A 26,348-nucleotide genomic window follows, 5' to 3' on the forward strand; every position below is an offset into this window, starting at 1 on the left:
GATGTCGGTTGGGGGAGAGTGGGAGAGTGGGGCATCGGGCATCGGGCATCGGGCATTGGGCATCGGGCATCGGTTGCCCCTCCCCAATAACTATTGTTTGTGGATGCGATCGAGCAACCAAAGAGCCCCGAAAATCCCGACAAAATGGGCAACAGTGGCGTGAGTATTGGCGAGTACCACAAATATATCTAGAGGCTGAATAAATCGGCCCACATCAACTGCGGCACCGAACAAGGCTTGCGGCTGAGCTAGAGATTTCGCTAAAAGCGTGCCGCTGATGGCTTCTGCGCCGATCAGCGTCAGGATCATTCCTGACAAGTTGCTCATCAGTGCCAGCCGCACCTCTTTGATGGTGTCTGCTTTTTTGGGGCGCGCTGCGTTACCGGGCGATCGCAGTTGTCTCGACAAACGGGTGAAGCGGAAAGAGCGATATACGCTGTAAGCGAGTACGGCTAGCCCGCAAATGGCAAAAAAAACGCCCCCGCCGGTGCCGGCACTGGTTGAACGCCCAGCGACGGTAGTGCTGGGGAGGGCGAAGGGGATGGCAAAGAGCAAAATGATCCCCGCTACAACCGCTAGCACTAACTGTACCCAGAAGCAAACCCAGCCTGTTGTACGAAGGGCAAAGGCTACTCGCTGTACGGCGACAGGAAGCTTATCGTTATCTAACTGATTAGTCATATTTTGAGCGGGTATAATTAATTGGCATTAGTTGGCAGCAGTTTTTTCTCTTCGGGGACGGTTGACGGCGGTTAACCCTCTTTATAATAGAAGTAGCAATGTTTAAGATTTGTAACTAACATTGGATTTCACATTTGAATAGCGTCGATCGCCAGGTACCCAAAGCAATGACACAACTCCAACCCACCGTCACTCCCAAACTGGAACAGCCAAAGTTTGGCTTCAACAGCTACGCGGAACGCCTTAACGGTCGAGCCGCGATGATCGGTTTTTCTCTAACTTTAATTATCGAGTATGTCACAGGCCAGGGCTTGCTGTCCTGGTTAGGTCTCAACTAATTTTAGCAACGGCGCGGTCAGCCTTACACTTTGTCTTGACTCGAACGGCAGCGGGTGTGGCTTCTGCTGACCGCGACAAATTCGGGAATTGATTAAAATATTAATTAGAAACAAGCCCAGCGACTTCTCTGTCGAGAGAGTTCTGTTCCCGAATGCAATAGCTGGCTTTTGGAGGTATATATGGGGTGGAATTTTGATTTGACAAGCTTGGCAATTTTGCCTCGCTCCCGTACAATTCCCCACAGGCGAGAAGATTAATTTTAGTGAAGCTAGTCTTTGAGCTAGAAATCCCGATCGTTCCGCCAACTCTAAGTTTTAGAGATGGCTCTAATCGCTTAATGCTTTATTAAACTTGCCATCAAGCGAATTATGGCGACCATATTGACAGGCGCTCCGTTTTATGTAACATTCTCAGGATAATGCCGAAAACCAAGGCAAAAATTTTCTGGTTTGTAAACCACGGTCGATTTAAGACTGACCAGCCTATAACAAGGTCGAACGGGATACCACGATTCGTTAAATGGGTTGAAAATAATGGTTCAACAATGGCTAAAAGCTTCAAAAAGAATAGTTGTACTGACTAAAAAAATAGGGTGGGCTACACCCGAATTTACGCCTGTGGACAAGTAGGAGCCGACTCCCTTGGCAGAAGCAGGAATCAGACCCTCTAGAAAATACTTCTAGTTGAATGGTGAAACTGAGATAAGTTTAGCCAAGTTTTGTATAGCAGCTTGTAAATAAATATAGAACAGAGTAAAACCAAATGAATGCTTCATGGACGCGACTTTTGAGGTCAGCTTACCGTAAAGAGCCAATTACCAGCTTTGTTGTGACAGTGGGCGTTGTCGATGCAGCCATCGGCAGCATGGGTGCGAGTGGCTCTTTATTGGCTTTTGGGCTTGGCACCGCTGGGGTGGCGATGGCTCTCCGCTGGTGGCAATTTTACCGCTCTGCAGCCGAACAAACCGCACCTGCTCCCGAATACTATCTTCCTCCTCAGTCTTCTAGACCTCAGTTACCGGTGCTTAATGTGTCTAAAAAAAATCCTCCTTATTAAGATTACTGGGCAATGCTGACTGGGCGATGTGCCGATCGACTCCCTGGATCTGAGGCACCAAAAGATAGGGCAAGAAAGTCTTTCGATCTTGGATGCTTGGTTTATGAATATTTCTGTTGCCGAGAAACTGTACAAAATTGGCTCTGTAGCTGCCTGTAGCGGTTTGTCGGTCAAAACTGTTCGTTACTATGAGGAGATGGGCTTGCTGTCTCCTGCGGTGGAGCGATCGCCCGCGGGCTATCGCTTGTTTGGCGAAACCGTATTCAACAGGTTGGCGTTTATTAAACGATCTCAGACTCTGGGTTTGAGCCTTCAGGAAATTAAGGATATTTTAGAGGTTCGCGATCGGGGAGAGTTGCCTTGTTCTGAAGCGAAGCAGCATCTAACGGCTAAAGTAGAGGAAATTTCCGTGCAAATTGCAGCCTTAGAAACTTTGAAGAGGGAGTTGCAAGGCATTCTCAAGTGCTGGCAAGAGCAACCCTCGCAGGCGAGCATTACTAGCACGATTTGTCCGAACATTCAGCGGGATTGAGCAGCGGAAAGATACAAAAAAAGGGAAGGAATTATGGGTTTCCTTCCCTTGATGGTTTTGTTGGTGGTTTTGTGGGTGATTTTGTCGATCGTGTTGAGCTTTTAACTGTTTTCGCAGAGTTTGCTGTTGCTTTTTGAGTTGCCGAGCCCTGGCTGAGCCGCCTTTACCTTTGGAGTTTCTACCCTCGCTGCGAGGAGACTCCCAACTTTTTAGTCTCATGTTTTTCATTTTTTGCACTACTTCTATAATACACCGCCAGATTTTCACTGTCAAGTATTTTTTAGAGCGAAGTTTCGTAGTATCAACTGTTGAGTGATTGGGATTTGCTAAAGGCATAGCGATGGTGCGCCCCTAAACACTCTACAGCCCGATCGTGCCCCCATAAGCACCCTACAATTAGAGTTTTTTGTGGATTCCCTTAACAGCCCTAATTGTGTATATTTATCAGTCCAAATATCCGGCGGGTATTTCAGCATCTGTAAAAATTGGCAGCGTTTCCCAAATTTTCACCCATTCCGGAAATTGGGCTACTTTTTTTAGCTGGAGCGACATTTCTATTAAGGAAAATCCTAAATTGTGGAAATCTTGAATAAGTTCGGCTTTCAAGAAAATTTCATTTTTAGCTAAATCGGGAGCATTAGTCGCAATGACAACGCTGTTGCCGGTTTCTAAATTGCATATATAAACTTGTGCGAACACAGTTTGAATCGTTTTCACCGCTGCCGCATTAAACTCTTGTTTGTGGAACAGGTGGACAACTAGAACACCTGCGCTTGACAAGCGAGTTTTGCACAGTTGGTAAAATTCTTGTGTCACCAATTTATAGGGCATATAGCCGCTGCCAAAACCAGCATCCACGATAATTATATCGTTTTTTACTATGGAATCTTGTTGGGCTAGATATTCGCGTCCGTCTTGAATGACTACTTTGAGTCTGTCGTCGAATTGAATGCCAAAAAATTTTTGAGCTACTTCGACTATTTTTTGGTCAATATCTGTACATTCGACTATCGCGTTAGGGAAATAGTGGTGGAAAATTCTGGGGAGAGTGCCGCCACCAAATCCGATTACATAGATTTTTTTTGGGTTAGTTTTCCAGACTAATGCTAGCAGCACGGATCGGGAATAGGGAAAAATTAAATTTAGTGGATTGTTGAGGTCTAGGATAGATTGAGCTACATTTGTGATTAAGGTTTCTCTGTCTGCTAAGAGCAGTAGTAGCACTGAGTTTATTTTTTTTACGGCGATGCAGTTGTCGCCGGAGTTTTGTTGAAATAGGAAGCCGTCTGGCTGTTGCTGAAGCCAAGTGATTTGTTGGTTAATAGCTGCTAAGTTGCTGGTTTGTCGATCGCCTTTATAATCAGTCATACGATTTTAGATTTTAGATTTTAGATTTTAGATTCAGGGTAAACGAATCTTAACTTTAACCCAAAATATGCTACAGTTAGATCCGACTAATTTTTTATGTACTTTATTGTAGTTCAAGATTGTGATCGAGGGCAAGAGGTTTTAGTAAAGCTGTAACTTGGCAACAAAAACAAACAAACAAATAAATTCATTGCCAAAAGTGTATATTTTAAATACCATTTTTTTTTAGTTTTTCCACATTGAACGACCTAAGAATAGAAAAAAGTAAAGAAGATTTGCTCAAAGATATTAGATCGATCGCGATTCTAGCTATCCAGACGCGGTGCCGACGGATGGGTGGCAAGAACAGCCTATGGTAACGCCAAATATGAATGGTTCAAAAGCTTTCTATAATTACCGGTATACCATCTCATGACCAAGAATTTCTTGATGGTACCCGCCACGTGATTTATCCGTGGAATCAATCCAAAATCTAAAATCTCAAATCCTTGCGTCCCCCGAATTTATCTCGCGCAAGTCAATCCAAAATCTAAAATCTAAAATCTAAAATCGAATGACAGGTTTAGTCTCCTTATTAGCCCGAAGTGAACCGCAGCAGTTTCAAGAATATTTTTTGAGTTGGGTAAATGCGATAATCGGGGAATTAGAATTAAACGCGATTGCCATTGATGGCAAAACAATGAAACTATCTTATGACCGAAATGAGCAGCAAAAAGCCCTATATATAGTCACTGCATGGTCTTCATCTCATCAATTAGTTTGAGGACAAAAAAAAAGAGATAAAAAATTTAATGAGCTAGATGAGTATGAATCCGTAGAATGGCGGCTGAGTGTGTCGGAGTTAGTTTGAATAATTCATGTAGGGGCGATTCCCTACGGGATAGCTGCGCTTCATGCACTTTTTGACAATTGGGGATGTAAGGGCGATCGCACTTTCGGAAAAAGAACAATTGCGTTACACCCAAAACATTATCTGACAAGACTGATGCACTCCGACTAAAGAAACGGGGTTTTTTACCGAATTTGCAGGCTACAACGAAGTATTTGGATAAAAAACCCGGTTTCTGGGCCTCATGGGTAAGTCCTATTAAATAGATGACAAGGGATGTCGGCCACAATCAAAGCTTCGAGAGGGCGATCGAGCTTTGACGAGTCTTCGTAGATGCCGACAAACTGACTTACGCAAGCTAAAGATTCGTCTTAAGGCATTTTTTACCTGTCACTGAAGAGTCTGTACATCAGGATATGCCAGAATTTTTGCATCAGCAGTTAGTAAGGGACACCCGCAAATCCTCGCAGTTGCCACAATGATTTGATCTGCTGGATCGCGGTGAAAACCTGTGAGTTTAGTTGACTCGACAATGATGGGAATGGTGAGTTCGAGTAGCTGCACTCCGGGATAAGCCAAAGCTTGTTTTAACCACTCATCAACTATAACGGACAAAGTAAGTCTTCCCATTTCTACTAATTTAGCAACCTCCCAACAAGAAATGATGCTGATTCCTAAACCTTGAGATTGATATTGTTGTATCCTGTCCCGATGTTTCTGAGTTAGTCGTGTGTTATCGTCAACCCACCAAACCCATATATGAGTATCTAGTACAATCATTGTAACACTTCCCAATCTTCCAAGGAAACCGCAGGTTCAAACGGCTCATTATAGCCAATGACAGTGCCTCGCAAAGGATATAGAAAAGTATTTTTCATGGTTTCATTTACCAAATTTAGATAGCTAATGAATTCTCGATATCCATCCAATTCTGTTTGTTCTTCGGGAGTGAGATTTGATGCTTGTTGTTGAGCTGTTAAAGTTTGAATTCGTTCCTGGGTTTGAATAGAAGCGCTAAATATTAAGAGTCCGTTGACTAACTCAATGCGGACAGAACCTTCGCTGGGCAAGCTGTTGGGTAAGTGAGGCAGCTTGATGGGCAAATTAGCAATCATGGCATTAATTGACTGTATTTGATGTTGTTTTTTTAATTATACCGATCGCTCTGTTGAATTTGACAGTGGTTGCCATGCTGAAATTATGGGCGATCGCACTTTCGGACAATAAGGGCGATCGCACTTTTGGTTATTTGGGGGAAAAGGGATCTCGCTATCAATTTTTACTCTCGAATGCGAATTCTGTAAACTTCTACCAGTAGTAATTTACCTCGATAATGCTCCTCACTATCGTGCAATGATAAGTATTCTGTTAGCCTTGCCATCAACTGAGGAATAATTTCAGGGTGATTTCTCAGTTGAATAGAAATGATTCCTTGATATGAACTTGGCGGATAAGTCACAATATCTGAGAAGTCTCCATTCAGAGAAACAAGTATGGCATTGAATTCCTGAGCTTTGGCAATGACAATAGTATCTGGAGATTCTATTGAGATGTAATCTCCCAATACAAAAACTTCATGTCCGGTATCACGAAGTATTTGAATAATAGACTTAGGAACGCATTGATCGATGAACAATCTTAAACTCATTAGGCAACTGTTTCAAAATCCGACAAATCGCGAGCATAATCAAGACAAGCAGCTATCTGTTCTTTGGTGATATCGGGAAACTCGTCGATGATTTGTTCTACAGTGTTATTTGATGCTAAATATCCTAAAATCAGGCCAACGGGAATTCTAGTCCCTTTGATTCTTGGTTTACCTCGCAGTACATCGGGGGTACTAACGATATGTTCTCTCCAGTTTACAGGCATAACTTGTCCTTTCTGAATCTGATAAGTTATATTATCTAATCTGACAAGTTATATTTTAACTTAAGGAATGGCGATCGCCCTTTGGGATTTGACATGGGAAAGGCGATCGCACTTTCGGACAATAAGGGCGATCGTACTTTCGGAAAAAGAAACAATTGCGCTACACTCAAAGCATTATGAGACAGCTTTGAGGTATTGCGTTACAGGCTTCAAATCGATGTCATCGTTGTCAGTCAGTATTTTAAATAAATGACGCGGAATGCCGGCTGCAATCAAAATTTCCAAATCGCGATCGAGCTTTGAGAAGTCTTCATAGATGCCCACAAACTGACTTACGCAAGCTAAAGATGAATCTTTCGGGTCATTGACTCCCGTGTATTTGTACTGAATATCAAAACCTGCTTTTTCGCCAATTTCTTCGATATCCCAGTCTACAAGATTAAGATCGATCGCTTCAACGGCCAGGGCAATATGACCGGGCGGTATGGGGTCAAGAGGCTCGCAGCACCAACCCTCAGAATGGTTCCAGACACTTTGACCAACTGATTCTCGAATTTTCATGTATTTTCCCTCACTGAAAGTAGCAGCGAAACCAGGCTTTGCCTTCAGGGCGAACATCTGCAAGAGACCGTTCATATTCAGTTGCTAGCTGTTGGCATTTCTTTTTCGCTTCTTTTAGGTTATACGCTTGTACGGGTTCGTTGATGGGATTGCCAAGCTCTTCTTTTTCCCGTTCTGGATCTCTCACTTGTCCCCCTTTTTGCTGCTCTTGCTGGATGAGGGGACTTGCTGAGCCTGAAACCACATCTCGATCGCCTCTTCCAACCCTTCTCCTATATTTAGCTGCTTCAGAGTACACGCAGCTTTAAACTGAAGTCCTAGTTCTTTTCGGACATCTCCCGATAGCTGTATGTAATTTGGGTCGTGTCGCTTGGCTGGCACTTCCGTACTTTTTCCCATTTAGGCTTCCTCCAATTTTTATATTCTCACGATCGTACACCTGTTATGCTGATATGTTATCATGTTAACAAGTTGAATATGTGCGCGAGTGAATAAAAAAAGGGCGATCGCCCTTTGGGATTTGAAATGGGAAAGGCGATCGCACTTTGGGATTCGGGATGGGAATGCCGATCGCGCTTTTGGTTATTTGGGGGAAAGGGCGATCGCACTTTTGGAAGAAAAGGGCGATCGTACTTTCTCTAACTTTACTTAACTGGCTTCCAACTATTGAGAGATTCCCGAATCGAACTTAATTGACTGAGGTACTCAATAAGCTTGGCTTTTTGATACTCAAGACGAGCTAGAATTTCCGGCGCTTCTGCTTCTTTGGTTTCCCGTTCCTTCAAAACGCGATCGAAGTCATTTTGAAACCTTTTTATGTAATCATTAATTTGCTTTTCGGCACTTCTGAAATCAGCCGAAACCTGTTTGTTAATAACTCGCTCTAACAAATCTTTGTTTGTAAAAGTTTGCACATCTATTTTTTGATTGATTGACTCTAATGTTTGCCGTAAATTAACTTCAAAAAAATTGCGATTTTTGGTAACAGGTTCATCAGTATAATAGACTTGATCGGAGTCACAACAACGACTTTTTTTACCTTTTTTCCTTTCTATTTCTACCACTGCTACTTGTACATCTTTAATTCTTGCATCAATTCCTGGAAAATCAAAAGTTGGAAACTGAATCGGGTTTATGTTCAGTTTTACTTCTAAAGCATCACCAAGATAATTAGATAATTCATCTGATATTTCTTGGATATCTTCTTGAATTATTATTGCCAATTTTTCGCGAATATTCGTCCCCTCTCGAACTAATTCATCCTGAGTATCTATCCACCAACTTTGAATATAGGGCGGACAAAACTTATTAATTGTTTTAATTATTTTTTCAGCTTCAGCCTTTGTTTTACACCGAATAATGTACGGATCAAACTCTTCACTATCAACAATCTGTTCAGAAACAGAGGTATTGAAAGCTTCTGGAATAGACTCACTCAGTCCATCCAACAAAGACGTAGTGACTTTGAATGCTTTTCCTAATACTGGACCGAAAGAAGGTATCAATTCTAACAGTCTTTCTCCAATTTCTCCCACTAATTGTCCAAAAACCCCATTGTTAGTCTTAACTTCTACTGATTGGGGCAACAAGAGATTTTCTTTTAACTTAGGAGATTTAGCGGATCGACGAGATTCGGCAATTTTATGAATCTCACTGCCTATCTGCTCTTTAGCCTTATTCGCAAATGTGTTAATGCCTTGACTAAATCCTTGGATTAGTATTTGTTTTTCTTGCTCGACAGTATTTTTGACTAACTCAACTTTGTACCTCGCATTCTCTGAGCGTTTCCTGTACTCTTCAACTTTTTGTTTGAGGGCTTCAATCCCCATTTCCCAACCCCTGATATCTGTATTCAGAGTATCTTCAATTGCCTTAGCAGCTTTATCGATTTCTGCCACCACCTCACTCAATAGATTCCACCCAGAATTTTGCGTAATCCTTTGAATGACTGTTTCTTGAATGGTCGGAATACCGCTATCTTGCAAAGCTCTTGGTGCAATCTCTTCAGGTAAAGGAATTACTCTCCTACCTTTTTCATCTCTCTCAGCATATTTGGCACTAAAGAAATCCTCAAAATCTTTTATCTCCTTTTCAGTGGCCTTTTCTTGCTGAATCAGTTTCGCTAGAAGCCCTTGTCGAGAACTAGCAGGGTAAATAACTGGATTGCAAAAGCCAAAGCCAACTAACTCTCGCTCTAAATCTTTAATGACATCAGCAATTTCTTTGTCTCTCTCTGTTTTTTGGTCAACTTTATTCAAAATAAAGTAAATTTTTCCCGTGTTCTCAGCTATAAAATCCTTACGATTTTCAACAACATCCTTAAACAAATCAGCAACTGCATTATCTTTGTAGGAAGCGTAGTTTAAAATAAACAGAATGGCATTGCAGGTTCGCAGTGCTTCTAGTGCTGTCTGCTTCAGTGCATTTATGTTGAAGTTTGCAGACTCCCACTCATTAGGGCCGGGAGTATCAACTAAGGTAAAGCCTGTGAGAGAAGATAATTGGCTAATTGCTTCAATCGGATGCTCTATCTCAAAGCGTGTAGTGTTATCGGGATTGCCTTGTTCTCTGATTTCACGGGTACGCTGCAGGAATTTTTGCTGAATTTCGCCAGCGTCACCCTTAACAAGAATGACTGGTTTTCTTTCTCCTTCCCGATACTCTAAAAGTTTAGGAGTTTCGCCTGGTTTAATGTGTCGGACATCTGTACGGCAGATAGTGCAGGCGGCCGTTTCACTCGCCAGTACATCAGCACCGATGATAGAATTTAAGAAGGTGCTTTTGCCAGCTTTCATTGCTGCTATGACGGCTACTTGATACTTCTGATCTTGCAAAGCCTTTAAAGCTTTGTTAATTTCATCTTCAATGCTTTGTAGCCCTTGACTTTCATCTCCCTGAATGCGGAGTCCGTCTCGAAATTCTTTGAGATATTGTAAGAGGAAAGTGCCTGTACTGTCAATGCTGGTGTATGCTGCTTGAAATTCTTGAGAAGACATAAGTTAACACTTTTTAGTTGAGGGACGGGCTAAGTTAGAGCTAGAAATTCGCGGTTCAAATTGAAAGATATTTAGCGCTTACCCACCTATCCGCCAGGGGTTTAAACCCCTGGCTAACAGCGAAAGTCCTCTGAAGAGGACTGAAAATTTTGTACATTAGGTATTTAGTCCTCTTTAGAGGACTTTCGCTATCAGACGGGGGTTTTTAACCCCCGGCGGACTCGTGCAACAAGCGCTAAATATCAACAACCGACTTGAGTTATTAGCCTGGGATTTAAGTCCCTGGCGCGAGTCAATATTTAGTCGTCAGAAAGAGCCTTGCTAATCCCGTAAAATGCCAAACCTGCTAATGCACCTACGGCTATACCAACGGGGCCAGCAGCAGCACCAATACCAGCACCTCCGCCAACGGCACCAACTGCCGTCAAACCTGTAGCAGCTACCACACCAGCACCCACAGCACCACCCGCAGCAGCGGAACCTGCCGCTTTCGCTATTTCATCACCTTTAGCCATTGGAATACCTCAGTTTAAGGAACAAAAACTAACTTTTTGACTAATGAAAGTTAACTAAACAGGTAAAATTTGAAATATCACGATCGCGCCTCCCCGCTTAGCTAAGTATTTACACTTATATCTTTAGTATTAGTATAATACTACACTAGCTATCGATAGCAAGCAACTAACAAACGCTAGCAATTTCCGTTATGCTATCGTTAGCCACATCTCACCACACCCGACAATGGTACCAAAGGAAGATTTATTTGCCGAAGGCGCCAAACACTGGGACTTAGAAAGGCTGTACCAAGCTTTTGCAGAAGCTAAACGGCAAATCTCTCCCCGATCGCGCCGGGGACTAACAGAAACAGAAAAACTTTACCTCCGAGGATTGCTTTCCGGTTGCAGCCCCGCCGAAATCGCCCGCCAACTGTTTCAGAGTTCCAAAAGTGCAGAGGTTTATTTATGTAAAACTTTATACCAATATGTTAAAAAACTCGCCGATGTACCTAACGAACCTGTAGGAAATTGGCGCAATATTTGCGATCGGCTACAGGAAGCCGGATATAAAACTCTGTCTTCTCCTGAATTTAAAATAAATAATTCTGTACCTACAGAAGCATTAGTAAAAATAGTTGGTATAGGTGTGATTGAGAAAAATACAGTATCAATTGATATTAACATTCGACTAGAATTCCCCTCAACTTCAGAAACTGCAAAAACCGAACACTTGGATAAAGACGGTTAGATGGGCGATCGCACTTGGGGACAGAAAGGGATATCGCCCCTCCACACAGAGGCAAAAATGTTAATAATCTTATAGCCGATCGTTTTAGAAGGAACTTTTTGATAAAATATCAAAATTAAAACAGCTTCACCCGCTTCGATTTTACCTAAAACAATAAAATCAGTCAAATTTATGTCTCGATTAAGTATCAGATCGAACAAAAAAGCTCTGGGCTTTGTGCTGGGTTTATTAATTTTTGTCATTTTTATTCCCGGATGTTGGGCTTTAACAACTAATATTGCTCCCACAGCAGTACGGCAAGTAGATAACACAGTAGCTGTGCGGGCAGATGTACAAAATACATCAAATTCTCGCTCTTCTTTAGGAGTTGGGCTTCACGGTATTGCTGACTCGTCAACACAATTACCCTTTTTAGATGCTTTCAAATCTTCTAGACAATGGATAACTCAATGCGTCAGCGGACAACCAAACTGTCAAGGTGAATGGGATACAGAAGAGTATAATCTTTTAAACCTTGATGAAAATGGGTGGGTGAAGTCTCTCCCCTCGCCCGAAGATGCTCCTAAATATACTAGGGTAAGTACCCTATTACTTAGGGAAATCCCCAATCGCTATCCTTCAGGGCAATATATTGTTACTTATGAGGGTGAAGGTGCGATCGAATATAGGTTTGATGCCAAAAAAGATGAGGCTGCGTCGAAACCTGGGAGGGATATCATTAATGTCGATGCCACACAAGGCGGAGGCATAATGATTACAATTACTGCTACCGATCCCAATAAAACAGGGAACTATATCCGCAATATTAAAGTTGTTCACTCCCAAGATGAACAGCTTATTCAAAGCGGTGAAATATTTAATCCGCTGTTTATAGACAAGATTAAAAAATTTAGAGTTTTGCGTTTTATGGACTGGATGGAGACAAATGGTTCTGAACAAAAACAATGGTCAAACCGACCTAAACCAGAGAGTGTATCCTATTCTTACAGAGGCAGTGTTCCCATAGAAGTCATGGTGAATTTAGCTAATAAAGTTCAAGCAGAACCCTGGTTTAATATGCCGCATCAGGCTACGGATGAATATATGACTAACTTTGCTAAAATGGTAAAAGATAGTTTAGATCCAAAGCTGAAAGTTTATGTAGAGTATTCTAATGAGGTTTGGAATTGGTTATTTCCACAATCTCATTATGCTTTGGAACAAGGTAAAGCGAAGTGGGGAGATAAAGGCGATGCTTTTATGCAATGGTACGGAATGCGTACTGCTCAAATGTGCGATATCTGGAAAGGTGTTTTTGAGGATCAAAAGAATCGAGTTGTCTGCGTGTTAGGAACTCAAAGAGCCTGGAGAGATTTAGAAACTTATTCTTTAGAGTGTTCCTATTGGGTGGCTGAAGGCAATAAACCTTGTTATCAACACGGTATTGATGCCGTAGCCATAGCTGGATATTTTAGCGGCAACTTGGGCGGGAAAGAAAGTGTCAGCACAGTAGAGTCTTGGTTGAATGACGCAGATGGCGGATTTGGCAAAGCTTTTAAGCAATTAAGAGAGGGCGGGTTACTGCCGGGGTTCAAAGATAGTTTGCCCGATGTTGAGAATGACTTTAAGTATTTCTTAGATGTGGCTCAAAAAAAAGGTCTCAAGTTATTTGTTTACGAGGGCGGTCAACATATTGTAGGTATTGAAGGAGTTGAGAACAACGAAAAACTGACTGAGTTTTTTATGGCATTAAATAGGCGTCCTGAAATGTATGATATGTACACTCAATTACTGAATAGTTGGAAACAAGCTGGAGGCAGTCTTTTCATGCACTTTGTGGACGTTGGTGGATTTAGTAAGTGGGGAAGTTGGGGGGCTTTGGAATATGTGGAACAAAAGGGTTCGCCTAAGTATGATGCTTTGATGGATTTTATTGATAAGAATCCTTGCTGGTGGGATGGGTGTGCTGTGGAGGGATGATCGGGAATTGGGTGCAATCAAGAATCGTTCGATCGCACTTCCTCAAACTCTCCAGCATCCCCCGGCAAACCCGAACCCTCGCTACTCCTCAACCTGGGCGATTCCCCATTACTAGCACCGGCACCGTAAACCCCAGAATGCCTGCCCTCCAAACCCGAATCCCTCAGCGAAAGCGCACTTCTTTGACTCGGCGACAATCTATCTGTCGATCGGCGATTTGTCCCAGACATCGGTGGCTTGCGAGTTAAAGTTTTCCAAGCAGCCTTAATCCCAGTCACCACGCTGCGAGTAGTTACCTGCACATTTTGCGCCTGCTTTTTGGCGCTACCAATACTTCGATCGACCTGTTTGACAACCTCGCCCGCACTTTGTACTCCCTCGCTGACATCATCCGTCAACTCGCTAATTTCCAGCCCCGTCAAGCGAATCGCCTCCAAAGTCGGCGGAAATTCGCGAGAAAGCGTGTCAGCGAGCTTTTCCACGCTGCGGGCCGCCCTGGCCAGCGCTTGCACTGCAGGTATTAAAGTCACTAAAACAGCAGTCAGGCTAACTGCCACTAGCAAAATTGAAAGTCCTAGCCAAAATATAGGATCGCTCACTTGAATCTGGGATTGGGGGTTGAGAATTTCATGCCATTTAGCGGATGGGAGGGCGCGAGGAGGGACTCACTTCAGATTCAGCTTCCGACAGGGTTTGGCGTTCCCGCTGAGTCGCTTCCAAACCGGCCGCGATCGCCTCTTTGAGTCTAATCAAAGTTTCGTCCCAATTTCGGATGGCAGTTTCAGAAAGTCGATCGGCCTGCAACTGCACGCTAGTCGATAAATCTTCCGCCAACTCCGGCAAAGCATCGGCTGATTTTTTCAATATCTGCCGCGTCTCCTTGCCCGGTCGCGGTGCCATCAGCAAGCCAGTCACGGCCCCGATCGCAGAACCCACAAGCAAACCGCCAATAAATAATCCTGAACGTTTAGTTGACATTTTTATAACTTCTCTCCATACACCAATTTTAGGGGCGTTTGCCCGATCGCAGCCCTTTACAAAGGTAGAAATATTGTTGAAAATCCTAGGGAGTCAGCACAGGCGGCAATTTTAGGATAGCTTACCTCAAACGTCGATCGCGCCTGGACCAAAGCATCCGTCCCAAACCCAGCAATCCCAAAAGTTGCTGAACCTGTTGCAGTTGCAATTCTAGTTGTTGATAACGCCGTCGTAGTTGGCGAGTACCTTGCTGCCTTTTACCAAGGAAATCCGGCGACATACTGAGGACATTGCTGCTACAGCGTTCGATTGCTGCGATCCGAAGTTCCAAACGTGCGATCGTCCGCCTGATTTTCCCCACCTTCGCAGCGATATAAAAACAGACCAGAGATATCATTAAATTGATAATTACCACACCCGCCAGCATTATTTTACCTGCTTTCAACTAATCCCTTTTGCCATCTCAATAACCTTTCAGTCGTCTTCAGACGACTTAAGCTTTGAGGCAGGGGTTTAAACCCCTGCCCGACTGCCGGACTATTGTAACAGCCCCAAAATACCCCTTGTAAAAGTTTTAAGCCTGAGACATAGCAGGCAAACAAACCTTAGTACCGCCCAAACCGCAATAACCGTTCGGGTTTTTAGCAAGATACTGCTGATGATAGCTTTCTGCGTAATAAAACTCAGGAGCATCAATAATTTCAGTAGTAATTTTGCCGTAACCGGCCGCCGTCAAAGCCTGCTGGTAAGCATCTCGCGAAGCTTCAGCTAACTGCATTTGGCTAGCTGAATACGTGTAAATGCCCGATCGGTACTGAGTACCAGAATCATTACCCTGACGCATTCCTTGAGTAGGATTGTGACTTTCCCAAAAAACTTTAAGCAGCGTTTCGTAACTAATTACTTTCGGATCGAACACAACCAGAACTACTTCATTATGTCCCGTCATCCCGCTGCAAACTTCATTGTAAGTAGGATTCGGAGTAATCCCAGCCGCGTAGCCAACAGCCGTCGAAAAAACTCCATTTTGCTGCCAAAATTTGCGTTCCGCTCCCCAAAAACAGCCCAGGCCAAACAACGCAGTCTCCATGCCGTTTGGAAAGGGAGGTTTGAGCGGATTGCCGTTAACAAAGTGACTTGCCGGTACCGACATCGACTCTGCCCGTCCCGGTAATGCCTCTTGGGGAGAGGGCAGGCTCGACTTTTTGCCAAATCCAAATAGCACCATAAGTTTGTGAGGGGATCTCTGATAAACATCTTTACCTTACTTAATAATATCAGATGTATACTGAAAACAGTGGTCTGCTTAAAGGTAGAAGGTAAAAACCACAAGGCAGATTTTTTTACGGAAGGTTTTTGGTGATACTGCTCACTGTCCACGCAGTTTTAAATCACATGAGGAAGTGTTCTCTGTCACGAAAACATACCTTAAATATCACCTATTGTTGAGGTATAAATCACGCGGATTTTAGGCAAAATAGCCGATTATTAAAGGTATGGTGTTGTAGTAGTTATTCAATGCCATTTATAGGGAGTGTGTAGAGATGGGCGCTAAACCTTGCAGTCAACCTTTAAAATCTAATCCCTTTATTACTTACCGCGACCCAATTACAGGCAAGTGGATTGTGGTAAATCAGACTTTGCCCCAAGCAGCAGAACAAGCACAGCTAGCAGCAGCTTGAGTTTTCCTCTTAATTTTATACCTGAAAAATCAACTATAATTTCAGATTGCGTAGGGGCGGGTTTTACCAACCATCTATGTCGGAAACGAATAATCTGAAAAACCCGCCCTCCCAAGACGAACAATCCAAATGTACATTTTTTCGATGCGTTCACAGACAGCGTTGATGCAGATTATTCATTGTGTGGGGGCGGGTTTATCTAGATTGTTGGCAGTCATTAAATAGTCGTAAGGTGCTTAGGTTGCACCCTACATAAGCTGTGTTGCATCTAGATTGCCTATGGTATTAGAGAGGGAGAGGGTCCGATGGGGATCGGGGGAGAGGACTTGACGATTGTTCGATCGGGACTCGAAATATACAATTTAAATGCACAACAGCTTATAGCCATCCTAAATCATTTGTGAATTTCTTACTCCCTCCCCGCGATTTCCGGGAGGGTTGGGGTGGGGTAAAAAATTTACGACTCCTGCAAAGATTGCTATAAGTAGCACCATACTTTTAAACATTCCTCATCTCTTTTTGCAGTTCCAAATATCGATAGAGGCTCCAAGAACCCTATTGCATGAACGACTTAACCTTGTTCTGCAACAAATCACACCTGAACTGTCGCAGTTCGCTATCTTCTTACAATTTCATTCTTGAAGCTTTCTTCTCGGCAGCTTCATATTAAATTGGTATCAGCACTGTACATGACGTAAACCTCTAAAGTTGCTAATTTAGTCGGGTCATAAAATATTTAAAATTGATTGTGCTTTGTGATTTGTAAACTTGCAACGAGCAAGCAGCTATCTTGTAGACTCGCCGGAAATCAGGCAAGTTGAGCAACAGCGGCAACAAATAACCTGAAGTGGGGTGAAGTTTTATGTAATTGAGCCAATATGTAACTAGAGTTCCTTCGCAGCTTCCCGACTGAAATGGATATTGCAAAACTAGATACTTGGTATTCTCCTTCTCAACGCCGCACGGCTGTTTCGCTGTTGATGAAACGAGTAGGCGTAACCCGCACTAGGGCTGAATGCTTTATCAGGCTTTGGGTTTACTTATCGGTGAAACAGCTTCAGGAAAGCCAGCCCCGTCTCAAACCACCGCTGGCGAAACTGGAAGTACCCGCAACAGAAGTGCAGTGCACTCACCGGGAAGCCGCCGAACTATTTTACTGCGATTCCGATCGCGGGAGCGATCGCGCCGCCGGAATGATGTTAGATAAATTAGCAGCACTCGGATTAATCGCAAAACACTTTGATGGTAACGCTACGGCAATTAAAATTCAGTCAGTTTCAGAAATTTTAGAAACCGCCGAACCTCAAAAGCCTGTACAACTCCAATTAGATGATTTCAACCCTCGGTGCGACGCAATTATCGTTGCCAATTTATTAGCCACCAATTACAACTGGATGAACCGCAACACTAACACAGTTCCCCACAAAATTGCTAAAATACTCCGGCTTTTTGCCCATCAATACTCAAAGGGAATGCGAGTTTTGCGCCGCTCAGATAATCTAAATCCAGTCGGCTTTTACTTACTTTATCCCACAGCTAGCGAATCGGAAGTGAATTTTTTTAATGCTCCTAGTAAAGGGCTTCATTTAAGCTCTATTTCCGATATCGATCCTTTCAAAATGGCGTTACCAGGAGATCAAAATTGCCAGTCAGTATTTGTCCGCAGTTGGATGATCGATCCGCAGTATTTGTCAGAATACCGCATTGCTTTTCTCGAAGACTCACAAAAAGTTTTAGGCGAAATGCAAACAGATTTTCCCAATCTTTGCGACTTGTACACCCTGATGATCCACCCCATGTACGAAAAACAGTCCCTGGCTTTGGGATTTCAGAAGACTAGCAGCGATAGTCAGTTATCTGTTTATTGGATGTATCTAGCATTGGATAGATTTTTAGCGCTGGATATCAAGGAAGCGTTGCTAAAACTGTAAGAAGAAGGAAGAAGGAAGGCACAACACTGATTTTGACACGGATACACGGATGAATTGTCGAGCCTGAGACATCCTAGGGTGCGTCGCCATCAGTCATCTAATTGGGAACCTGAAAATCTCATAGCGACGCACCCTACTGATTTTGACACGGATACACGGATGAATTGTCGAGCCTGAGACATCGTAGGGTGCGTCGCCATCAGTCATCTAATTGGGAACCTGAAAATCTCATAGCGACGCACCATACAAGGGAGCTCGTTACCAACAATAATTCCCTAAAACCAACAATCTCATAGACGGCCGGACTCATATAATTCTGATGAAGCGCCGATTAGATATAATGGAGATTGGGAAGAAGTTGAGGATTTAACAGCACCACAAACCAGCCTACAAAACTTCCCGTCCCAAATAGGGTTGTAAGGCTTCCGGCACTTTTACCGTCCCGTCGGGCTGCTGGTAATTCTCCAAAATAGCCGCCATTGTCCGGCCCACAGCTAAACCCGAACCGTTCAGCGCGTGAACGAATTGAGTGCCTTTTTTACCCGCTTCTTTAAAGCGAATATTTGCCCGCCGCGCCTGAAAATCTGCGACGTTGGAACAACTGGAAATCTCGCGGTATTTGCCCGCAGATGGCAGCCACACCTCTAAATCGTAGGTTTTGGCGGCCGCGAAACCTAAGTCGCCGGTACATAGCGCGATCGCCCGATAAGGCAATTTCAGCGCCTGCAAAACTCCCTCAGCATCCTGCACTAACTTTTCGTGCTCTGCCTCGGAGGTACTCGGATGCACGAGTTTTACCAATTCAACTTTATTAAATTGGTGCAATCGAATTAATCCCCGCGTATCTTTGCCGTAACTGCCAGCTTCCCGGCGAAAACAAGGAGTGTAAGAACAGTGATAAATTGGCAACTGTTCTGCTGTCAAAATTTCACCTCTGTACAAATTGACAACCGGAACTTCGGAAGTAGGAATTAACCACAAATCATCTTGGTCGCACTTGAAACTTTCTTCAGCAAATTTGGGTAATTGACCCGTAGCTGTGAGAGATTCAGTGTTAACTAAAAGTGGGGGAATCACTTCTACATAACCAGCTTTTGTGTGGCGATCGAGCATGAATTGAATAATCGATCTTTCCAGGGCTGCCCCAGCTCCCATTAAGCTCACAAAGCGGGGCTGAGCAATTTTTACCGCCCGTTCAAAGTTGATAATTCCTAATTTTTCGCCGATTTCCCAGTGCGGTAAAATACCGGGATTTTGGGGTATATATTCGTCTCCCCAGCGCCGGATTTCGACGTTTTCCTCTTCATTTTTGCCGATCGGCGTTGAGGAACCAGGCAAGTTTGGCAGTGGCAGCAATAAAGCTTCTATTTGAGCTTTTATGTCTTTTTCCTGTGCTTGCAGTTCGTTCGACTCGGTGCCGACGGCGTTGCCTTCTGCCTGCAGTTCCTGAATTTCGGGAGATTCGAGGGGTAAACCCGATTTTCTTTTTTGACCGATGAGTTTGGCAATTTCGTTGCTGCGGGCTTGTAGTTGCGATCGCTTGCCTTCCAACTCCCGCTGCTGTTTGTCTAATTGCAAAATCGGCTCGATTTCATAGTTACCTCCGCGCAGGTTGAGGCTTTCTTGCACGGCTTGCGGGTTGTCTCGGATTAATTTGAGGTCTAGCACAGATTTATTCTAAATCTTAAATTTTATCGGACTTGCGCTCAGAAACCCGGTTTCTGGGAAAATATTGGCTTTGGCAAGGATAAATCTAGGAATCAACGGGGTTTCTGAGGATTCCTGCGCCTGTCCTATCTTAGATTAACAGGGACAATACGGTCTAAAGTACAAGCTTTGTTAATCATTTACAGCCTTGATTATAAGTTATTGTCATTAAATAATCGTCGTTGGTGTCACCCCTGATGGGTGACACCCCACAAATCATGCTATACTGAGCACATTAGTAGATGCACCCTGATAATTTTCTACCCCAGCCAGCGATGGCAGGGGTTTTTTGTTGTCGCACCGAAAAGAAAACCCCAGAAGGGGTTTGCTACCCGGATGTGGCGCGCGGGGATGGTTTCCCTCGATCCAATGCTGCGCCCGCATCCGAAAATTAGTCGATCGCGCGCGCACTACTTCGACAACAGGCTATATATAGGCTATGGTGCGCGAAGAATTCCCAGCATCATCGAAATCTGGCGGGAGTTTTAATTGGATCGAAAAATGCGATCGACAAATCACCTATTCTGTTTCCTAGAAATATTTGCCAGCGAAGGCGGCATTCAATCCTACGTTAAAGATATTCTCAAAGCTTACCAGTCAATAACCGCAGGGACAAACTCGCCCCCGCAAGCTGAAGTTTTGCTGTTGCGAGATTCCGAAGACTGCAACAATCCTTACAACTCAAAAAATCTGAAATTTTATTATCTCAAAACCGAGAATCTCTGGTTTGGTCGTCTTAATTTTGCTACAGTATTACTAACTCGATTGCTGCAAAAACGACCGCAGCGGGTTTTTTGCGGTCACATCAAACTCGCACCGCTAATTCAAACTTTATGCCCGCCACTGGGAATTCCCTACACAATTTTAACTTATGGCAAGGAAGTTTGGGAACCGCTTCCGCCTAAATATCAAACAGCAATGAGACAAGCTGACAGTATTTGGACTATTAGCAGGTACACGCGCGATTCCCTACGGGATAGCTTCGCCGCGCGTACTTGCGAAATTAACAATTTAAATCACGAAAAATTCCAAATAGTGCCTTGTACGGTAGATGAAAATATATTTACCACTGGGCGGAAGCCACAGGATTTATTAGAGCAGTACAATTTGGTTGGTGCTAAAATATTGATGACTGTAGCCAGATTGCGATCGACGGATATTTACAAAGGCGTCGATGTCACAATTCAAGCTTTGCCACAAATAGCAAAAACGTTTCCCAATGTGAAATACTTAGTTATTGGACGGGGAGACGATCGATCTAGATTAGCCAAACTCGCTGATGATTTGGGAGTTAGCGAAAGAGTAATATTTGCGGGTTTTGTAGCGACAGAAAAATTACCAGCATATTACCAGTTAGCCGATGCTTATGTAATGCCATCCCAGGAAGGGTTCGGTATAGTTTATTTGGAAGCGCTGGCTTGCGGAGTACCCGTGCTGGCGGGAGACGCGGACGGGTCGGCAGATCCGCTGCAAGATGGTAAACTGGGGTGGCGAGTTCCTCACCGAGATTCGGCAGCAGTAGCGGTTGCTTGTGTGGAAATGCTGCGAGGAGAGGATAAAAGGTGCGATCGCCATTGGTTGAGGGAACAAACCCTGGCAAGATTTAGTTTTGAATCCCTTTGTCAATCCTTACTAGGAATTTTTCAACCCTCTGACTCAGATCAGCTTATGCCGTAGAGAGCGGTTTCTGGGTGTACAATGGGAAAATTAACTCGATCGACCGCCTGAATTTCTGAGTAGGATAGAGTTATGCCTACCTGCAAAGACACCCAAGGAGACCACCGTGAACCAAGGCACCCCCAAAATATCTTTCAAGCTACCCCGTATTAGCAATTGGCTGATACTGCTGGGCATCGCGTATTTGTTGGTGTCTATTGGTTTGGGTTGGATAGTTAAATCAGTGTTGATTTTAGTAGCTTTTTTGTTGCTGACGCCTGTGGTTGCATTTTTCGCGCTTCAGTGGTGGCTGAAAAGCAATTTAATTGAGGACAAGTGTCCAGTTTGTCAATACGAATTTACAGCCTTAAATCAAACTCAGCTTCAGTGTGCCAACTGTGGCGAACCTCTGAAAATAGAGGAAGGTCATTTTAGTCGCTTGACACCGCCCGGTACGATCGATGTTACCGCAGTTGAAGTATCATCGGTTCAACAGTTAGAAGAATAGTTAGTTGTTATTGGTTATTGGTTATTTGTTACTTGTTACTTGTCAGTAGTTTTTGGTTGTTAGTTGTTAAGTTCTTAGTTGTTGGCTCTAATAACCAATAACCAATAACCAATAACTAACAACCAATTCCCAAAATTACTTTTCCAAGCGCACTGCATACCACTGCAAAAAATTTCCAGGCCCGACATCTAATTCACAATAAGTATCAATCAAATACTTGGCTTGATCTTCCACGCCAGATATTTTATTCACCTCCTGCGGCAAATCTTCGTGTTTCTCGGTTAAGACGGCTTTCAGCTTTTCTAACAGTTCCGCCGCCGTCAAAAACTGCTCTGGCTGGTTTGTTTCTAACACCACAAAAGTGTCTTCGTCATACAGTGACATAGTTTCAAAGGTTGAGGTTAATTATTTCTAAAGTTTCGTAAACTTAAGCGATCGAAAGTATAAACTCTTAATTACAATTTTTCAGCCCCGGCTCGATCGTGTTACAATTGAACAACATCAGAATTCCTAGCGGATTACCGTTATTAACTTACTTGTTAACTTACTTGTTAACCGAGTTGTCAACAGATCCGACACAGCATTTCTGAGGAGATTTGTCAAGTGCAAATTTGTCAAGTGTCAAATTGTCAAGAAATATTCGATCGGCTGTATCTAATTATAACTGGCACTATACATTCCCATGATCACATCTTCCACTTCAACCCCTGTTGCGCGCAAACCCTCTAAATCAGAAGGTCTGAAAGAACGCAGCAACTATTTACGAGAACCCGTTGCGACTGAACTGTTACAAGAAACTACCCACTTCACCGAAGAGGGGATTCAGATTCTCAAATTTCACGGCTCGTACCAGCAAGACAACCGCGACAATCGAGTTAAAGGACAAGAAAAAGACTATCAGTTCATGCTCCGCACCCGCAATCCCGGCGGGTTCACTCCGCCGCAATTATACCTAGCCCTAGACAAGCTATCTGAAGAATACGGCAACCACACGATCCGCGTTACAACGCGCCAAGGTTTCCAACTGCACGGCGTGTTGAAAAAAAATCTTAAAGTAGTGTTTTCCTCAATTATTAAAAATATGGGGTCAACCTTGGGAGCTTGCGGCGACTTGAACCGCAACGTCATGGCACCGCCAGCACCGTACAAAAATCGCCCAGAATACCAGTATGCGCTGCAATACGCCAACAATGTAGCCGATTTGCTGACACCGCAAACCGGTGCTTATTACGAAATTTGGTTGGACGGCGAAAAAGCTGTTTCAGCCGAGGAAGACCCCGCAGTCAAGGCCGCGAGACAGAAAAACGGCAACGGCACAATCTTTAGCGACGACAAAGAAGAACCGATTTACGGCAGCCATTATATGCCGCGCAAGTTCAAGTGTTCCGTTACCGTGCCGGGAGACAATTCAATTGACTTGTACTCTCAGGATTTGAGCTTGGTGGTAATTACCAATGAAGCTGGCGAGTTGCAAGGTTTTGACGTGTTTGCTGGCGGCGGTTTGGGCCGTACTCACAACAAAGAAGAGACTTTTGCGCGGGTTGCGGATGAGATTTGCTATGTGGCCAAGGACGATGTTTACGATTTGGTCAAGGCAATTGTAGCAACCCAGAGAGATTACGGCGATCGCACAGACAGACGGCACGCGCGGCTGAAATACCTGATTAACGACAAAGGCGTACAGTGGTTCCGCGAAAAAGTAGCCGAATATTTTGGCAAGCCGCTAGAAGCCTTTAAACCGCTGCCAGAGTGGAAGTATTTGGATTTCTTGGGCTGGCACGAACAAGGAGACGGCAAACTGTTTGTCGGCATTTCCGTGGATAATGGCCGGATCAAGGATGAAGGTTCATTTCAGCTAAAAACAGCTTTGCGGGAAATCGTGCAGAAGTACAACTTGCCGATACTGGCGACGCCACACCAAAACGTGCTGATTTACGATGTTTCGCCGGATGTTAAAGAAGAAATTCAGGGAATACTCCATCGATGCGGCATTCAGCGAGAAACTGATCTCGACCCCCTAGTGCGCTATGGGATGGCGTGTCCAGCAATGCCGACTTGCGGGTTAGCGATTACCGAGTCTGAGCGCGTGATTCCCAGCATTTTAGAGCGAATTCGGGCACTTTTGACCAAAGTTGGCTTGGCAGACGAGCATTTTGTGGTGCGGATGACTGGTTGCCCAAATGGATGCGCCCGTCCTTATATGGCAGAATTGGGGTTTGTCGGGAGTTCCCCGGAATCCTACCAGATTTGGCTGGGCGGTTCTCCCGACCAAACGCGGCTGGCAAAACCCATTGAGGAAAAGCTGCACGTCAAGGATTTTGAAGCTTTTCTGGAGCCGATTTTTGTTTATTTCAAGCAAAAACGGCAACTGAGCGAGAGTTTTGGCAATTTTTGCGATCGCGTCGGGTTAGAATCTATCCGTCAATTTGTAACCAACTACCAATCTGCTGACTCGATGACAACTGAGATAAATGAATTAGAAGTTACGTCTAGTAACGGCGATGAAAACGAGACTGCCACTGCTGGCGGCGGCAAAGTCCGCCGTCGAATTAGCGTCCGCGATGAAATCTACAACGAGCTCAAGGAAGAAGCAGCCCGTCAGGGCAAGCCGATCACGCAGCTAGCTACAGAAGCGATTTCCACTTATTTAAAGAAGATTAAGGAGGAAGGATAAGCCGATTTTCGATAGTATTCAATAGACTTCTGGCAAAAGTAATATAAAGGCAGAGCATTTGCAGAAAAAAACTTGAATTTGTAAAATAATTCCGGTTGTAGATGCTTTGCCTTTATAGTTTTTTGAACAATTGAAACTCCCCCTGCCTATCCCCTCTCATTCTCTCTTCCTCTGCGTTCTCTGCGTTCTCTGCGGTTAAATAAAAAAAATCTCTAATAGAAAACGAACAATCCCAATTCAATGCCTCAACTACAAAGATTAGCAGTTACAGCAGCTCAAATTTGCGATCGCCAAATCGACCTAACTAGAGAACAACAGCATTATTTAAATCGAGTGCTACGTTTGCAACCGGGCGATCGATTTATTGCAATGGACGGCCGGGGACACTGGTGGTTAGCAGTCTTAGAAGCCCAGGAAAGCGGGTTATTTGCCTCGATAGCAGAGGAGATTGCGGTGGACAGGGAGCTACCCGTGGCAGTAACTTTGATGGCTGCATTGCCCAAGGGAAACGCCTTTGACGAGGTTGTGAGACAGGGGACGGAGTTGGGTGTGGCAAGTATTGTGCCCGTAACGAGCGATCGAACTTTGCTCAAACCAAGCGATCAAAAAGTCGATCGGTGGAGAAGAATTGCTGCGGAGGCGGCGGAACAGTCGGAACGTCAACTTGTGCCGACTATTTTCGAGCCGATTTCGTTTGATTTTGCTGTGAAAAATTGCGGTCAAAAATATCGATTTATTTGTGTTGCTCGCGGGGAAAATCGGCATTTGTGGGATTGTTTGTTGGGTAATTTAGAACCCCCCCAGCCCCCCTTGGTAAGGGGGGAGCAAGAATTAGAACCCCATTTTGTAGGGGCGGTGTCCCCGTGCCCGCCCCCTGGGGGAGAATTATCGATAGTAATAGCAACGGGCCCGGAGGGTGGATGGACTGAGGGTGAGGTGGAAAGGGCGATCGAATTTGGTTTTGAAGCTGTTTCTTTGGGGAGTAGAATTCTGAGAGCGGTGACAGCTCCGATTGTGGCTTTGTCTTTAGTTGGCGCGGCCTTTGAGAAGTGCTAATATCCACCAAGCCGATCGGAGACTTGATGGGTTTGGCGATCGCAGTTAAAATGTAAATAGATAATTATCAGAGGAGTAATATGTTACAGTCAGTAGAGGGGATATACCGAAATGGCAAAATTGAGTTATTGGAAATGCCTGCCGACATAGAAGAAGCGCAAGTTATTGTTACTTTTATGCCAAAATTAGGGTTAGTAAACTTGCAATCTCGCGGTATCAACCAGGAAGAAGCAGCAGATTTACGGGTTCGGTTGAGTAGATTTGCTCCTGATTGGGAACTACCGGAGATGGATGCTTACGATGCCTTATAGTCGCGGTGATGTGGTTTTGGTTTTGTTTCCCAGCTCGGATTTGCGTACTGCGAAACGCCGTCGAGCTTTGATAGTTCAAGCTAATAATCTGGGGACTGGTTTAGGGCAAACAATTACGGCAATGATTACTAGCAACTTAGCCCGTTCAGGACACCCAAGCCGGGTTTTTGTTTCCCTAGCAACACCGGAAGGGCAGCAAACGGGATTGCTAGCTGACTCGGTAATTATGACAGACAATCTTGTGACTCTTCTAGAAGTTGAAATCGATCGCAAAATTGGTATTTTGTCGGATATGGTGGCAGTGGATGCAGCACTCAAGCACACTTTTGGAATCTGATAAAAAAGGCGTTTTAATTCAGTAAGCTGTTGTGCATTTAAATAGAATGTCAAAAAACAATCTAATTCTT

Annotated in this window: 33 protein-coding genes; 15 read left to right on the plus strand and 18 right to left on the minus strand. The window is 44.0% G+C overall.

Annotation, left to right across the window (positions count from 1 at the left end):
• Positions 1–90: 90 nt before the first annotated feature.
• Positions 91–681 carry a DUF3611 family protein gene (locus QUB51_RS05385; protein ID WP_333053430.1) on the minus strand — a complete coding sequence of 197 codons (591 nt, stop codon included), beginning with the start codon at positions 679–681 and terminating at the stop codon, positions 91–93.
• Between the two features lie 167 nt (positions 682–848).
• Here QUB51_RS05385 and QUB51_RS05390 point away from each other — a divergent pair, with 167 nt between their 5' ends.
• The 3 genes from QUB51_RS05390 (at position 849) to QUB51_RS05400 (ending at position 2,608) form a co-directional block, all read left to right on the plus strand.
• Entirely contained in the window at positions 849–1,019 is a 171-nt protein-coding gene (locus tag QUB51_RS05390; RefSeq protein ID WP_172186391.1) for a hypothetical protein, read from the plus strand.
• Positions 1,020–1,782: 763 nt separating this feature from the next.
• Positions 1,783–2,076, plus strand: coding sequence for a hypothetical protein (locus QUB51_RS05395; protein ID WP_333053429.1), 294 nt, complete (start codon positions 1,783–1,785; stop codon positions 2,074–2,076).
• A gap of 103 nt (positions 2,077–2,179) precedes the next feature.
• Entirely contained in the window at positions 2,180–2,608 is a 429-nt protein-coding gene (locus tag QUB51_RS05400) for a heavy metal-responsive transcriptional regulator (protein WP_333053428.1), read from the plus strand.
• A gap of 444 nt (positions 2,609–3,052) precedes the next feature.
• Here the strand turns inward: QUB51_RS05400 and QUB51_RS05405 are convergent, their stop codons facing one another.
• A complete protein-coding gene (locus QUB51_RS05405; RefSeq protein ID WP_333053427.1) occupies positions 3,053–3,976 on the minus strand; it encodes a fused MFS/spermidine synthase in 924 nt (307 codons plus the stop codon).
• Positions 3,977–4,529: 553 nt separating this feature from the next.
• Here QUB51_RS05405 and QUB51_RS05410 point away from each other — a divergent pair.
• Positions 4,530–4,739 (plus strand): hypothetical protein, encoded by a 210-nt coding sequence (locus QUB51_RS05410; RefSeq protein WP_333260243.1) that lies wholly within the window; start codon positions 4,530–4,532, stop codon positions 4,737–4,739.
• 456 nt (positions 4,740–5,195) lie between these two features.
• On the opposite strand, the gene QUB51_RS05415 is transcribed toward QUB51_RS05410, so the two are convergent.
• From QUB51_RS05415 to QUB51_RS05445, 7 genes are all read right to left on the minus strand, one after another.
• On the minus strand, positions 5,196–5,585 hold the full coding sequence (locus QUB51_RS05415) for a type II toxin-antitoxin system VapC family toxin (protein ID WP_333211680.1): 390 nt from the start codon (positions 5,583–5,585) through the stop codon (positions 5,196–5,198).
• A complete protein-coding gene (locus tag QUB51_RS05420) occupies positions 5,582–5,920 on the minus strand; it encodes a hypothetical protein (protein WP_333053425.1) in 339 nt (112 codons plus the stop codon). Before QUB51_RS05420 ends, QUB51_RS05415 begins: the two co-directional genes overlap by 4 nt.
• A 164-nt stretch (positions 5,921–6,084) precedes the next feature.
• Complete coding sequence (locus QUB51_RS05425) at positions 6,085–6,453, minus strand: DUF5615 family PIN-like protein (RefSeq protein ID WP_333053424.1); 369 nt, start codon at positions 6,451–6,453, stop codon at positions 6,085–6,087.
• Complete coding sequence (locus QUB51_RS05430; protein WP_190742266.1) at positions 6,453–6,677, minus strand: DUF433 domain-containing protein; 225 nt, start codon at positions 6,675–6,677, stop codon at positions 6,453–6,455. Before QUB51_RS05430 ends, QUB51_RS05425 begins: the two co-directional genes overlap by 1 nt.
• Before the next feature lie 174 nt (positions 6,678–6,851).
• The gene (locus tag QUB51_RS05435) at positions 6,852–7,238 is read right to left on the minus strand and encodes a hypothetical protein (RefSeq protein ID WP_333053423.1); all 387 of its coding nucleotides are present in this window, start codon (positions 7,236–7,238) and stop codon (positions 6,852–6,854) included.
• A 10-nt stretch (positions 7,239–7,248) separates the two neighbouring features.
• Entirely contained in the window at positions 7,249–7,425 is a 177-nt protein-coding gene (locus QUB51_RS05440; RefSeq protein WP_190738037.1) for a hypothetical protein, read from the minus strand.
• Positions 7,422–7,637, minus strand: a complete 216-nt coding sequence (locus QUB51_RS05445; protein ID WP_333053422.1) for a hypothetical protein — start codon at positions 7,635–7,637, stop codon at positions 7,422–7,424. The genes QUB51_RS05440 and QUB51_RS05445 overlap by 4 nt, the downstream gene beginning before the upstream one ends.
• An 88-nt stretch (positions 7,638–7,725) precedes the next feature.
• On the opposite strand from QUB51_RS05445, the gene QUB51_RS05450 reads away from it, so the two are divergent.
• A complete protein-coding gene (locus QUB51_RS05450; protein WP_333231371.1) occupies positions 7,726–7,890 on the plus strand; it encodes a hypothetical protein in 165 nt (54 codons plus the stop codon).
• On the opposite strand, the gene QUB51_RS05455 is transcribed toward QUB51_RS05450, so the two are convergent.
• On the minus strand, positions 7,883–10,234 hold the full coding sequence (locus tag QUB51_RS05455) for a dynamin family protein (RefSeq protein WP_333260241.1): 2,352 nt from the start codon (positions 10,232–10,234) through the stop codon (positions 7,883–7,885). The genes QUB51_RS05450 and QUB51_RS05455 overlap by 8 nt on opposite strands.
• 299 nt (positions 10,235–10,533) lie before the next feature.
• Complete coding sequence (locus QUB51_RS05460) at positions 10,534–10,749, minus strand: hypothetical protein (protein ID WP_333053417.1); 216 nt, start codon at positions 10,747–10,749, stop codon at positions 10,534–10,536.
• Between the two features lie 226 nt (positions 10,750–10,975).
• Here QUB51_RS05460 and QUB51_RS05465 point away from each other — a divergent pair, with 226 nt between their 5' ends.
• Positions 10,976–11,479 carry a DNA-binding response regulator gene (locus QUB51_RS05465; protein ID WP_333260238.1) on the plus strand — a complete coding sequence of 168 codons (504 nt, stop codon included), beginning with the start codon at positions 10,976–10,978 and terminating at the stop codon, positions 11,477–11,479.
• Here QUB51_RS05465 and QUB51_RS05470 read toward each other — a convergent pair.
• Positions 11,476–11,646: a hypothetical protein gene (locus QUB51_RS05470; RefSeq protein WP_333211690.1), complete on the minus strand. Its 171-nt coding sequence runs from the start codon at positions 11,644–11,646 to the stop codon at positions 11,476–11,478. The genes QUB51_RS05465 and QUB51_RS05470 overlap by 4 nt on opposite strands.
• 4 nt (positions 11,647–11,650) lie before the next feature.
• Between QUB51_RS05470 and QUB51_RS05475 the strand changes: the two genes are divergently transcribed.
• Complete coding sequence (locus QUB51_RS05475) at positions 11,651–13,438, plus strand: cellulose-binding protein (protein WP_333211692.1); 1,788 nt, start codon at positions 11,651–11,653, stop codon at positions 13,436–13,438.
• A gap of 17 nt (positions 13,439–13,455) precedes the next feature.
• Here the strand turns inward: QUB51_RS05475 and QUB51_RS05480 are convergent, their stop codons facing one another.
• The 4 genes from QUB51_RS05480 to msrA form a co-directional block, all read right to left on the minus strand.
• Positions 13,456–14,037, minus strand: a complete 582-nt coding sequence (locus QUB51_RS05480) for a DUF948 domain-containing protein (RefSeq protein WP_333053413.1) — start codon at positions 14,035–14,037, stop codon at positions 13,456–13,458.
• A gap of 37 nt (positions 14,038–14,074) precedes the next feature.
• The gene (locus QUB51_RS05485) at positions 14,075–14,416 is read right to left on the minus strand and encodes a YtxH domain-containing protein (protein WP_333053412.1); all 342 of its coding nucleotides are present in this window, start codon (positions 14,414–14,416) and stop codon (positions 14,075–14,077) included.
• A 121-nt stretch (positions 14,417–14,537) separates the two neighbouring features.
• Entirely contained in the window at positions 14,538–14,861 is a 324-nt protein-coding gene (locus QUB51_RS05490) for a hypothetical protein (protein ID WP_333053411.1), read from the minus strand.
• 129 nt (positions 14,862–14,990) lie between these two features.
• Complete coding sequence (msrA, locus tag QUB51_RS05495) at positions 14,991–15,644, minus strand: peptide-methionine (S)-S-oxide reductase MsrA (RefSeq protein WP_333053410.1); 654 nt, start codon at positions 15,642–15,644, stop codon at positions 14,991–14,993.
• 316 nt (positions 15,645–15,960) lie between these two features.
• Here msrA and QUB51_RS05500 point away from each other — a divergent pair, with 316 nt between their 5' ends.
• Complete coding sequence (locus QUB51_RS05500) at positions 15,961–16,098, plus strand: hypothetical protein (protein ID WP_333053409.1); 138 nt, start codon at positions 15,961–15,963, stop codon at positions 16,096–16,098.
• A 914-nt stretch (positions 16,099–17,012) separates the two neighbouring features.
• Positions 17,013–18,029 (plus strand): hypothetical protein, encoded by a 1,017-nt coding sequence (locus QUB51_RS05505; RefSeq protein WP_333260235.1) that lies wholly within the window; start codon positions 17,013–17,015, stop codon positions 18,027–18,029.
• Between the two features lie 387 nt (positions 18,030–18,416).
• On the opposite strand, the gene serS is transcribed toward QUB51_RS05505, so the two are convergent.
• Entirely contained in the window at positions 18,417–19,697 is a 1,281-nt protein-coding gene (gene serS / locus QUB51_RS05510) for a serine--tRNA ligase (RefSeq protein ID WP_333053407.1), read from the minus strand.
• Positions 19,698–20,237: 540 nt separating this feature from the next.
• On the opposite strand from serS, the gene QUB51_RS05515 reads away from it, so the two are divergent.
• Both QUB51_RS05515 and QUB51_RS05520 read left to right on the plus strand, forming a co-directional pair.
• Positions 20,238–21,413, plus strand: a complete 1,176-nt coding sequence (locus QUB51_RS05515) for a glycosyltransferase family 4 protein (protein WP_333053406.1) — start codon at positions 20,238–20,240, stop codon at positions 21,411–21,413.
• A gap of 106 nt (positions 21,414–21,519) precedes the next feature.
• Complete coding sequence (locus tag QUB51_RS05520; protein ID WP_333053405.1) at positions 21,520–21,900, plus strand: hypothetical protein; 381 nt, start codon at positions 21,520–21,522, stop codon at positions 21,898–21,900.
• Between the two features lie 135 nt (positions 21,901–22,035).
• Here QUB51_RS05520 and QUB51_RS05525 read toward each other — a convergent pair whose 3' ends face one another.
• Positions 22,036–22,284: a chlororespiratory reduction protein 7 gene (locus tag QUB51_RS05525; RefSeq protein WP_333053404.1), complete on the minus strand. Its 249-nt coding sequence runs from the start codon at positions 22,282–22,284 to the stop codon at positions 22,036–22,038.
• Between the two features lie 298 nt (positions 22,285–22,582).
• Between QUB51_RS05525 and sir the strand changes: the two genes are divergently transcribed.
• From sir to QUB51_RS05545, 4 genes are all read left to right on the plus strand, one after another.
• Positions 22,583–24,574, plus strand: a complete 1,992-nt coding sequence (gene sir, locus QUB51_RS05530; protein WP_333053403.1) for a sulfite reductase, ferredoxin dependent — start codon at positions 22,583–22,585, stop codon at positions 24,572–24,574.
• Between the two features lie 240 nt (positions 24,575–24,814).
• Positions 24,815–25,630, plus strand: coding sequence for an RsmE family RNA methyltransferase (locus tag QUB51_RS05535; RefSeq protein ID WP_333053402.1), 816 nt, complete (start codon positions 24,815–24,817; stop codon positions 25,628–25,630).
• An 80-nt stretch (positions 25,631–25,710) separates the two neighbouring features.
• The gene (locus QUB51_RS05540) at positions 25,711–25,941 is read left to right on the plus strand and encodes a hypothetical protein (RefSeq protein WP_333053401.1); all 231 of its coding nucleotides are present in this window, start codon (positions 25,711–25,713) and stop codon (positions 25,939–25,941) included.
• Positions 25,931–26,278 carry a type II toxin-antitoxin system PemK/MazF family toxin gene (locus QUB51_RS05545; protein ID WP_333053400.1) on the plus strand — a complete coding sequence of 116 codons (348 nt, stop codon included), beginning with the start codon at positions 25,931–25,933 and terminating at the stop codon, positions 26,276–26,278. The genes QUB51_RS05540 and QUB51_RS05545 overlap by 11 nt, the downstream gene beginning before the upstream one ends.
• Positions 26,279–26,348 lie beyond the last annotated feature (70 nt).

Source organism: Microcoleus sp. AT8-A3 (assembly GCF_036705675.1).
Classification (GTDB): domain Bacteria; phylum Cyanobacteriota; class Cyanobacteriia; order Cyanobacteriales; family Microcoleaceae; genus Microcoleus.

Bases quoted from the DNA above. Each gene is read 5' to 3' on its own strand.
- QUB51_RS05535 (WP_333053402.1), top strand. From the start codon at position 24,815: ATGCCTCAACTACAAAGATTAGCAGTTACAGCAGCTCAAATTTGCGAT.
- QUB51_RS05460 (WP_333053417.1), bottom strand. From the start codon at position 10,749: ATGGCTAAAGGTGATGAAATAGCGAAAGCGGCAGGTTCCGCTGCTGCG.
- QUB51_RS05545 (WP_333053400.1), top strand. From the start codon at position 25,931: ATGCCTTATAGTCGCGGTGATGTGGTTTTGGTTTTGTTTCCCAGCTCG.
- QUB51_RS05500 (WP_333053409.1), top strand. From the start codon at position 15,961: ATGGGCGCTAAACCTTGCAGTCAACCTTTAAAATCTAATCCCTTTATT.
- QUB51_RS05420 (WP_333053425.1), bottom strand. From the start codon at position 5,920: ATGATTGCTAATTTGCCCATCAAGCTGCCTCACTTACCCAACAGCTTG.
- QUB51_RS05390 (WP_172186391.1), top strand. From the start codon at position 849: ATGACACAACTCCAACCCACCGTCACTCCCAAACTGGAACAGCCAAAG.
- QUB51_RS05505 (WP_333260235.1), top strand. From the start codon at position 17,013: ATGGATATTGCAAAACTAGATACTTGGTATTCTCCTTCTCAACGCCGC.
- QUB51_RS05515 (WP_333053406.1), top strand. From the start codon at position 20,238: ATGCGATCGACAAATCACCTATTCTGTTTCCTAGAAATATTTGCCAGC.
- sir (WP_333053403.1), top strand. From the start codon at position 22,583: ATGATCACATCTTCCACTTCAACCCCTGTTGCGCGCAAACCCTCTAAA.
- QUB51_RS05385 (WP_333053430.1), bottom strand. From the start codon at position 681: ATGACTAATCAGTTAGATAACGATAAGCTTCCTGTCGCCGTACAGCGA.
- QUB51_RS05410 (WP_333260243.1), top strand. From the start codon at position 4,530: ATGACAGGTTTAGTCTCCTTATTAGCCCGAAGTGAACCGCAGCAGTTT.
- QUB51_RS05465 (WP_333260238.1), top strand. From the start codon at position 10,976: ATGGTACCAAAGGAAGATTTATTTGCCGAAGGCGCCAAACACTGGGAC.
- QUB51_RS05485 (WP_333053412.1), bottom strand. From the start codon at position 14,416: ATGTCAACTAAACGTTCAGGATTATTTATTGGCGGTTTGCTTGTGGGT.
- QUB51_RS05475 (WP_333211692.1), top strand. From the start codon at position 11,651: ATGTCTCGATTAAGTATCAGATCGAACAAAAAAGCTCTGGGCTTTGTG.
- QUB51_RS05525 (WP_333053404.1), bottom strand. From the start codon at position 22,284: ATGTCACTGTATGACGAAGACACTTTTGTGGTGTTAGAAACAAACCAG.
- QUB51_RS05415 (WP_333211680.1), bottom strand. From the start codon at position 5,585: ATGATTGTACTAGATACTCATATATGGGTTTGGTGGGTTGACGATAAC.
- QUB51_RS05395 (WP_333053429.1), top strand. From the start codon at position 1,783: ATGAATGCTTCATGGACGCGACTTTTGAGGTCAGCTTACCGTAAAGAG.
- QUB51_RS05430 (WP_190742266.1), bottom strand. From the start codon at position 6,677: ATGCCTGTAAACTGGAGAGAACATATCGTTAGTACCCCCGATGTACTG.
- QUB51_RS05540 (WP_333053401.1), top strand. From the start codon at position 25,711: ATGTTACAGTCAGTAGAGGGGATATACCGAAATGGCAAAATTGAGTTA.
- msrA (WP_333053410.1), bottom strand. From the start codon at position 15,644: ATGGTGCTATTTGGATTTGGCAAAAAGTCGAGCCTGCCCTCTCCCCAA.
- QUB51_RS05445 (WP_333053422.1), bottom strand. From the start codon at position 7,637: ATGGGAAAAAGTACGGAAGTGCCAGCCAAGCGACACGACCCAAATTAC.
- QUB51_RS05425 (WP_333053424.1), bottom strand. From the start codon at position 6,453: ATGAGTTTAAGATTGTTCATCGATCAATGCGTTCCTAAGTCTATTATT.
- QUB51_RS05455 (WP_333260241.1), bottom strand. From the start codon at position 10,234: ATGTCTTCTCAAGAATTTCAAGCAGCATACACCAGCATTGACAGTACA.
- QUB51_RS05405 (WP_333053427.1), bottom strand. From the start codon at position 3,976: ATGACTGATTATAAAGGCGATCGACAAACCAGCAACTTAGCAGCTATT.
- QUB51_RS05400 (WP_333053428.1), top strand. From the start codon at position 2,180: ATGAATATTTCTGTTGCCGAGAAACTGTACAAAATTGGCTCTGTAGCT.
- QUB51_RS05435 (WP_333053423.1), bottom strand. From the start codon at position 7,238: ATGAAAATTCGAGAATCAGTTGGTCAAAGTGTCTGGAACCATTCTGAG.